We start from the raw sequence: 8,910 nt of genomic DNA, 5'->3' as shown, positions 1-8,910 counted from the left end.
ATTACTATTTAGTTGATTTTAAATGGTGTTTTTGGTTTTTGTTATAATGGTTTTACCATTTTTTATTTAACGTATTTTAAAATATTGTGAATGCCTGAATGACAATCGCTAACACCAATGTATTATTAGTGTTATCACAGGGATTAAATAGTTTTTTAACTAACGTAATAACTTTAGAAACTAAAAAAATCATTATATTAATATCATGACATCGGCAAAAAACGACGAAATAAAAAAATCAATCCGATAACGAATTCTCAATTTTTAAAAGTTTGGAGTTTCTATTATGAGCACTAACGAACGCATTCTTAGCCCCTTCACATTACCGAATGGCACTGAACTGAAAAACCGTTTGTTAATGGCCCCTATGACCACCTGTACCGGCTATTATGACGGCACCGTCACCAGCGAGCTGGTGGAGTACTATCGGGCCCGTTCCGGCAGCATTGGCACCATCATCGTGGAGTGCTGCTTCGTCGACGATCTCGGCCTTGCCTTCCCGGGGGCAATTGGTATTGATAACGACGAGAAAATCGCCGGGCTGGCGAAAATCGCCGAGGCCATTAAATCCAAAGGATCTAAGGCCCTGCTGCAGATCTACCACGGTGGCCGCATGGTTGATCCGAAACTGATCGGTGGCCGTACCCCCGTTGGCCCAAGCGCCGTGGCCGCGCCGCGTGACGGTGCCGCAACGCCGGTTGCCCTGACCGCCGAAGAAGTGGAAGGCATGATCGGCAAGTTTGGTGAAGCCGTGCGCCGCGCCATCCAGGCCGGTTTTGACGGCGTGGAAATCCACGGGGCGAACACCTACCTGATTCAGCAGTTCTACTCACCGAATTCAAACCAGCGCGACGACGAGTGGGGCGGCAGCCGCGACAACCGCGCGAAGTTCCCGCTGGCGGTGCTGGACATCACCCACAAAATGGTGCGCCAGTACGCGGACGACGCGTTTATTATTGGCTACCGTTTCTCCCCTGAAGAGCTGGAAGTGCCGGGCATCCGCTTTGAAGACACCATGTACCTGCTGGAAAAACTGGCGGCGCGCGGCGTGGACTACCTGCACTTCTCCGTCGGCTCGACCCTGCGTCCGTCCATTGTCGACACCCAGGACCCGACGCCGCTGATCGAAAAATACTGCGCGATGCGCTCTGAAACCCTGGCGCAGGTTCCGGTGATGGGCGTGGGCGGCGTGGTGAATGCGTCAGACGTGAATGAAGCGCTGGACCACGGTTACGACCTGATTGCCGTTGGCCGCGCCACTATTGCCTACCCGGACTGGACCGACCGCATCGCGACGGGTGAAAGCCTTGAGCTGTTTATGGACAGCACCAAACGCGAAGAATTGAGCATTCCTGAACCCCTGTGGCGCTTCTCGCTGGTGGAAGCGATGATCCGCGACATGAGCATGGGCGAATCGAAATTCAAACCGGGCATGTTCACCGAGAAGGTGCAGGACGACGCGAACGAGCTGGTGATTAACGTCAGTCTGGAAACCGACCGCATTGCGGACATCGAGCTGGCCTCCGGCCCGAGCGATGACGTGGAGTTCGTCACCAGCTTTGAAGAGATCCGTACCCGCATTCTGGACGCCAATACCCCGCACGTGGATGCCATCACCGGTGCCACCAGCCAGAGTGAAGCGGTGAAAAAAGCGGTCTCTAAAGCGATGCTGAAATCCAGCAAAGCGCTGGCAGCGGAAGAGGGCGTGGACCCGAACGAAACCCGCAGCGTGGACGTGGTGGTGGTCGGTAGCGGCGGCGCCGGTCTGGCGGCGGCGATTCAGGCTCACGACGAAGGCGCGAGCGTGCTGATTGTCGAGAAAATGCCAACCATCGGCGGGAACACCATTAAAGCCTCTGCCGGGATGAACGCCGCCGAAACCCGCTTCCAGCGCGTGAAGGGCATTCAGGACAGCAAAGAGCTGTTCTACCAGGAAAGCCTGAAAGGCGGCGGCAACAAGAACAACCCTGAACTGCTGCGCCGCTTTGTCGAGAACGCGCCGCAGGCGATCGAGTGGCTGGCAACGCGCGGCATCATGCTGAACGACATCACCACCACCGGTGGGATGAGCATCGACCGTACTCACCGTCCAAAAGACGGCTCTGCGGTGGGGGGCTACCTGATCAGCGGCCTGGTGCGTAACGTCAACAAACGCAACATCGAGGTGATGCTGGATACCTCCGTCAGCGACATCATCTTCGAGAACGGTGAAGTGACCGGGGTTCGCCTGACCACTGAAGAGAACGAAACCGTCACCGTGGCAGCGAAAAGCGTGATCGTGGCGACGGGCGGCTTCAGCGCCAACAGCCAGATGGTCGTCAAATACCGTCCGGATCTGGAAGGGTTCGTCACCACCAACCACAAAGGGGCAACCGGCGGCGGCATCGCGCTGCTGGAGCGCATCGGGGCGGGCACCGTGGATATGGGCGAAATCCAAATTCACCCAACCGTTGAGCAGAACACCTCGTACCTGATTTCCGAATCCATCCGCGGGGGCGGGGCGATTCTGGTCAACCAGAAAGGGGAGCGCTTCTACAACGAAATGTCGACCCGCGATAAAGTCTCGGCGTCAATCATCGCGCTGCCGGAGAAATACGCGTACATCGTCTTTGACGAGCACGTACGTGCCAAAAACAAAGCCGCGGATGAGTACATTGCGAAAGGCTTCGTGACCAGCGCCAGCTCGCCAAAAGCGCTGGCGGAAGCGCTCGGTATGGATCACCACGCTTTCCTCGCGACCCTGGAACGTTACAACGGTTTCGTTGAAAAACAGCACGATGACGATTTTGGTCGTACCACCGCGCTGCGTGCGCCTATCAACGAAGGGCCGTTCTACGCTATTCAGATTGCGCCAGGCGTGCATCACACCATGGGCGGCGTGACCATCAACACCGAAACCTGCGTGCTGGACAGCAACCACAACGTACTGCCGGGGGCGTTTGCGGCGGGTGAAGTGGTCGGGGGGATCCACGGCGGCAACCGTATCGGCGGTAACGCGGTGGCGGATATCATTATTTTTGGTACCCTTGCAGGACATCAGGCGGCGATGCGCTCAAAAAGAACGTAAGGCTCCTGTCTCCCCGGCGGCGCGGTGCCTGCCGGGGCTACATCTGAGGACACATACAATGCCTGATAGCCATCGCGTTTACAGCTACTCCGCCGTTCTGATGGGCTCGCCCATTCTCCTGAAGCTCTTCTCCCATGACGAAGCCCTCGCGTCCCGCGTTTTCCGCCTGATCAAACAGTACGAAGATCTCCTCACCGTTAACCGGGCGCATTCCCAGGTGATGGACATCAACCATGCGGCGGGCCAGCATCCGGTTGCCGTCAGTCGTCCGGTGTTTGAACTGATCCGCTGTGCCAAAGCGGCAAGCATGCTAAAAGATAGCGCGTTTAACCTGGCGATCGGCCCGCTGGTGAAGCGCTGGAAGATTGGCTTTCAGGGAGACAGCGTTCCGCCTGCCGATGACATTGCGTCCCTGCTGGCGATAACCCGGCCCGAGGAGGTCATCCTTGATGAGGCGCAGACCAGCGTGTTTCTGACCAGAGCGGGGATGGAGATTGATCTGGGTGCCATCGCCAAAGGCTATATCGCCGACCGGGTGCGGGACTACCTGCGCAAAGAGGGCGCTGAGCTGGGGCTGATCAACCTCGGCGGAAACATCCAGACGTTAGGCTCGCCAGAAGGGGGCTGGAGCGTGGGGCTAAAAAAACCGTTTGCCGGTGACGCGCTTATCGGTGCGATGACGGTGGAGAACCTCTCCGTGGTGACCTCGGGAACGTACGAGCGCTACTTCGAGCAGAACGGCAAGCGCTATCACCATATTCTCGATCCGCGCACCGGGTATCCGCTCGACAACGAGCTGGAGAGCGTCACTATCATTTCAAAAGACTCCATTGACGGCGACATCTGGACCACGCTGATGTACGGCATGGGGGTAGAAAAGGGCTGTGCCGCCGTGTGCGCGCGCCCCGATATTGAAGCTATCTTTGTGACCAAAACAAAAGAAGTGGTCATCTCCTCGATGCACCACTTCCGTTTTACCCTTCTGGACGAGAGCTACCGCGTTATTGGCAGTACTGTTTGAGCAGCCCGATCTGTTCCGGCTGTAAGCGGTAGCGATACACCGGACGCCCGGTGGCGCCGTAGTGAATGCTGGTGAACAGAATGTTGATCTGCGCAAGCCAAATCAGGTACTTACGGCAGGAGACGCGGGAGATATTGACTGCGTTAGCCAGATCGTCGGTGGAAAATTCCGTCTCCGGGTGGCCATCAATCCACTGGCAAATCGTGCGCAGCGTTTGCGGCGTTAATCCCTTCGGCAATTTTTTAGTGTCCGCCAGCTCCGGCGCGCCGCCGTGGATCAGCCTGTCGACGTCCGCCTGCTCGTAATACTGGTGCGAGCCCATCAGGCTGTGCTTTGCCTTCCAGCCGTTCAGCGCCTCTTCAAAGCGCGGGAACTGGAACGGCTTTATCAGATAATCCACCACGCCGTAGTGGATGGAGGTCTGGATCGTGGCGGCATCGGCGGCCGAGGAGATCATAATCACATCAATCGGGCGGCCTGACGCGCGAATATCGGGCAGCAGATCCAGCCCGTTATCCTGCTGCATGTAGACGTCCAGCAGCACCAGATCGACAGGCTGGCTGGGGTTATTGATAAAGGCCCTGGCCTGATTGAGCGTGGAGGCGACGCCGCAGCAGCTGAAGCCTTCAACACGGTTGACGTACAGACGGTTGAGATCGGCTACCATGGCGTCATCATCGACAATTAATACATTTATCACGCGATATTCCTCTCGCTATCCCAGGGGATGTGAACAAAAAATTGGGTAAATACGCCAGGCTCAGACTCGACGGTAATATCGCCGCCCAGGTTCTGGATCTGCTGGCGAGCAAGGAACAGCCCAACGCCGCGGTTTTCACCTTTTGTTGAGAACCCTTTAGTAAAAATAGCCTCCAGCTGAGTGGGATCAATGCCGGGGCCGTCGTCGCTGACTTCGCAGCTGAGCCAGCCATTCTGATAATGCAGCAGCAGGCCAATCTCGCCTTCCTGCTGTCCTGCCATCGCGTCGAGCGCGTTTTCAATGAGGTTACCCAGCGCGGTGATCAGTACCGCAACCTGCTCTTCACTTGCGGTATCCGGTATCAGGCTTTCATCCGCCAGCGTCAGGGTGACGCCGGCCTCTTTCGCCCGGTTGATTTTACCCAGCAGGAACCCGGCAACGACCGGGGACTTTACCTTGCTCTGGATCGTGCCAATGTCCGTCTGGTAATTATGCGCCGTCTGGATGATGTACTCCTCCAGCTTGTCGTAGCGCTTCATGTGCAGCAGGCCGAGGATCACATGCAGTTTATTCATAAACTCGTGCGTGTGGCTGCGCAGGGCGTCGACGTAGTTGACCATGCCATCGATACGCTGCATCAGCTGGCTGATTTCCGTTTTATCGCGGAAGGTGCTGATAGCCCCGATCACCCGATTCTGGCTTTTGACCGGCACCATGTTGCAGAGCAGCAGTCGTCCGTTGCAGCTGATCTCCTGATCCTGACGCGCAATCCCGGTTTTCGATACCTCACGCAGGTTTGCCAGCAGCGGCTCGCTGGTGTTTTCGGTCTGCTTGCCGGAGGGAAGAAGTAATATCTCTCTGGCAGCGTGGTTAATCATCGTCACGCGGCCGTGAATGTCGACGGCCAGCACCCCTTCGCGAAGCGACTGCAGCATCGCCTGGCGCTGTTCGAACAGGGCGGAGATTTCATAGGGTTCGAGCCCGAACAGGATGCGTTTCAGAACCCGTACCAGACCCCAAATCGCCATCGAACTCATAAATATGCTGAACAGAATCGTCCAGAGCGCGTTCAGCCGCCCGCGGGCTATCTGGTCTTCCACCTTTTTGAGGGAAATCCCGACCACGACGACACCGATCTGATCGTGTTGGCTGTCATAGACCGGCGTGAAAACGCGAAGCGCCTCGGCGAGGGCGCCGCGGTTAACCGAGACATTCTCTTTGCCTTCCAGCGCGGGTTCCAGATCGTTGCCGATAAAATGCAGGCCGATGAGCGCCTCGTTAGGGTGCGAGTAGCGAATCCCCCGCATGTCGGTCACCACGGTAAGCAGCAGATCGTTGCGTTGGGTAACGGCTTTGGCGATGGGCTGAATGATGTCTGCCTGCGGCGACTGCATCAGGCCGCGCTGGATCTCCGGGCTGTCGGCCAGCGTGCGGGCGATGCCCAGAGCGGTATCTTTTACATCATCGCGGGTCGCCCGGGTGATCTGCACGGAATAGAGCGCAAAAACTACCAGCAACACCGAGGCGATAATCGCGGACACCATCAACGTGACCAGCGTGTACAGTTTCATGGGGCGCTTGCGCGTCAGAGGGAAAGGCTGCAAATCGCTCATCAACACTCCGCGATGATTAAGAAAGGGAGTGATTATCGCTGATGATGGGCTTTTCTTAAAGCCATGTAAAAGCGTCGATTTACTCTTCTTTTCGTGACTCCACTCGCAGGTCATCTATATAAAACACTTTATAGTGTGTGGGTACTCATAATAAGGAGGCTGTTTATGAGCATTACGCTTACCGGTTCAGTCAAGGAAAGACGGCACGCCAGCACGATGAATATAGATAGATTGTCCACGCTGGACATGCTGAAGGTTATCCACGAGGAAGATGCACGCATTTCTGCTGCTATAACCCCCTGCTTAACGACAATCGCCCGCGCGGTGGATAACGCCGCCTCGGCGCTCAACCACGGCGGCCGTCTGGTGATTGTCGGCGCGGGCCCGTCAGGCTGCATCGCACAACAGGCTGCAGATGAGTATGCGCCGGGTAAAACGCCGGTAATTGCCGTGACGGCAGAAGAGGGGGATGGGAGCTACGAGCGCGGGGTGGCTGATCTGCAGGCCATTAAATTTGATGAGCACGATATGATGCTTGCCGTGACCGTCAGCGGAAAAACGCCGTGGGTCTGGGGGGCAATGCGGCATGCGTGGTCGTTGGGTTCACCGGTCGCCATTATTACCGGTGATGCGCAAAGTGAAGCCGCGCAGTTGGCGAGTATGGTTATTGCTCCCGAATTGGGTGCCGATGTGGTGGCCGGCTATCTCAACACCAAATCGGGGATCGCGCAAAAAATGATCCTCTCAATGATTACCACGGCGCTGGCCGTTCGTACCGGGCGCGTTTACAGCAACCTGCGCGTGGATCTTGAGGCAAGCAATACCAAATGGGCCGAACGGCAGATCGCCATCGTGATGGAGGCGGGGGGATGCACCCGAGCGCAGGCAAAAGCCGCGCTGGAGAGCTGTAACCATCACTGTAAAACCGCGGTATTGATGGTGCTGACCGGTCTGGATGCGTGGAAAGCCCATGAGCTGCTGGTGCAGAATAACGGGTTTATCCGCGTGGCGCTGCAGGAAGCGCCGTAAAATAGTGCCCCTTGAAACAAAAAAGCCCGCAAATGCGGGCTTTGGTATTTTCAGGGATCAGAACTGGTAGATCATGCCGATGCCAACAATGTCATCGGTTGCAATACCGTTGTCATTGTAGAAGGCGTCATCTTCGTCCAGCAGGTTGATTTTATAATCAACGTAGGTAGAGAAGTTCTTGTTGAAGTTGTAGGTCATGCCCAGGTCGATGTAGTTAACCAGATCCTGGTCTACATAGTCATAGCCATTGCCTGGGTGATAATCGTTACCGCCCAAATCAATGCCTTTGGAATAGACCCACGCCAGGGATGGGCGCAGACCGAAGTCAAACTGGTATTGCGCTACGGCTTCAAAGTTCTGCGTTTTGTTGGCGATGCCGTCGCTGCCGTACGGTGTCATGTTGCGGGTTTCCGCGTACATCATCGCCAGGTAGACGCCCTGAGCATCATATTTTGCGCCAACGGTCCATGCGTCTGCACGGTCACCGCCCGCGTATTTGCTGAAGCGGTTATAGTTGCCCGCGCCATAAGCAACCTGATCGTTGGTACGGTCAGAGGAAGAATACGCCGCACCCAGCGTCAGACCGAAGTCGAAGTCATAGGTGGTAGACATACCGAAGCCGTCGCCGTTCTGGAAGCGTACGTCGTCGTGACCGTTTTTGGTGCCTTCCTGATCTTCGTTAGCGTTTGCACCTTCGTTAGCTCCCTGATACTGGAGCGCGAAATTCAGGCCATCAACCAGACCAAAGAAATCATTATTACGGTAGGTCGCAACACCGTTGGTACGGCCAACCATATAGTTGTCAGTCCAGGTGTAGGAATCACCACCAAATACCGGCAGCATATCCGTCCAGGCTTCAACATCGTACACGACGCCGTAATTACGGCCGTAATCGAATGAACCGTATTCGCCATATTTCAGGCCCGCGAAGGCCAGACGGTTGAAAGAGGTGTCCCCGGCGTTTTCGGTATCATTTGCGTAGGTTTTATATTCCCACTGACCGTAACCGACCAGATCGCGGGTGATCTGCGTTTCGCCTTTGAAACCAATCTGCACGTAGGTTTCGTCGCCGTCGTCACCAGGGTTGTCGGAGAAGGTATGACGCGCATCGACCTTGCCGTACAGGTCAACTTTATTGCCGTCTTTGTTATACATTTCAGCCGCGTTTGCTGCGCCAGCCATTAATAATGCGGGTACAAGAATTGCCAGAACTTTTCTTTTCATTATATATTCCCTTTAAAGATAATTTATATGAATATATGTAATCACCCTCCGTAATTACGTGTTTGATACTATTCCAAGGGTTGTAATTTTGGTTCAAAAATAAATGTAATTAAATCATTAAAAAGATTACAAAATATTTCAATCAATCTCTTTATTTTTCTTGTGAATTAATTGATTGAATGTATTGCGGGTAATTATTATTAAGTATTTCGCCTTTCTATTTTTAATATCATTTAATTTGGCTATGTTATAATTC

Annotated in this window: 6 protein-coding genes; 3 read left to right on the top strand and 3 right to left on the bottom strand. The window is 55.0% G+C overall.

The features are described from left to right. The first annotated feature begins 286 nt into the window (after positions 1-286). Together IM273_RS21660 and IM273_RS21655 are read left to right on the top strand one after the other, a co-directional pair. Positions 287-3,067: a flavocytochrome c gene (locus IM273_RS21660; RefSeq protein WP_193051813.1), complete on the top strand. Its 2,781-nt coding sequence runs from the start codon at positions 287-289 to the stop codon at positions 3,065-3,067. 58 nt (positions 3,068-3,125) lie between these two features. Next, on the top strand, positions 3,126-4,088 hold the full coding sequence (locus IM273_RS21655; RefSeq protein ID WP_193051814.1) for an FAD:protein FMN transferase: 963 nt from the start codon (positions 3,126-3,128) through the stop codon (positions 4,086-4,088). Here IM273_RS21655 and dcuR read toward each other — a convergent pair. Continuing rightward, positions 4,069-4,788, bottom strand: coding sequence for a two-component system response regulator DcuR (gene dcuR, locus IM273_RS21650; protein WP_028013719.1), 720 nt, complete (start codon positions 4,786-4,788; stop codon positions 4,069-4,071). The two genes, IM273_RS21655 and dcuR, sit on opposite strands and share 20 nt — an antisense overlap. Then, the gene (locus tag IM273_RS21645; RefSeq protein ID WP_193051815.1) at positions 4,785-6,401 is read right to left on the bottom strand and encodes a sensor histidine kinase; all 1,617 of its coding nucleotides are present in this window, start codon (positions 6,399-6,401) and stop codon (positions 4,785-4,787) included. Before IM273_RS21645 ends, dcuR begins: the two co-directional genes overlap by 4 nt. 165 nt (positions 6,402-6,566) lie before the next feature. Between IM273_RS21645 and IM273_RS21640 the strand changes: the two genes are divergently transcribed. Beyond that, positions 6,567-7,430, top strand: coding sequence for an N-acetylmuramic acid 6-phosphate etherase (locus IM273_RS21640; RefSeq protein WP_193051816.1), 864 nt, complete (start codon positions 6,567-6,569; stop codon positions 7,428-7,430). Between the two features lie 57 nt (positions 7,431-7,487). Here the strand turns inward: IM273_RS21640 and ompC are convergent, their stop codons facing one another. Next, entirely contained in the window at positions 7,488-8,654 is a 1,167-nt protein-coding gene (gene ompC, locus IM273_RS21635) for a porin OmpC (RefSeq protein WP_193051817.1), read from the bottom strand. Positions 8,655-8,910 lie beyond the last annotated feature (256 nt).

The organism is Enterobacter cloacae complex sp. P13B (genome assembly GCF_014895915.1).
Taxonomy (GTDB): Bacteria; Pseudomonadota; Gammaproteobacteria; order Enterobacterales; family Enterobacteriaceae; genus Enterobacter; species Enterobacter bugandensis.
The sequence above is the reverse complement of the archived record's forward strand: the minus strand, read 5'-3'. Positions and strand labels throughout refer to the sequence as shown.

Bases quoted from the DNA above. Each gene is read 5' to 3' on its own strand.
- IM273_RS21660 (WP_193051813.1), top strand. From the start codon at position 287: ATGAGCACTAACGAACGCATTCTTAGCCCCTTCACATTACCGAATGGC.
- IM273_RS21655 (WP_193051814.1), top strand. From the start codon at position 3,126: ATGCCTGATAGCCATCGCGTTTACAGCTACTCCGCCGTTCTGATGGGC.
- IM273_RS21645 (WP_193051815.1), bottom strand. From the start codon at position 6,401: ATGAGCGATTTGCAGCCTTTCCCTCTGACGCGCAAGCGCCCCATGAAA.
- IM273_RS21640 (WP_193051816.1), top strand. From the start codon at position 6,567: ATGAGCATTACGCTTACCGGTTCAGTCAAGGAAAGACGGCACGCCAGC.
- ompC (WP_193051817.1), bottom strand. From the start codon at position 8,654: ATGAAAAGAAAAGTTCTGGCAATTCTTGTACCCGCATTATTAATGGCT.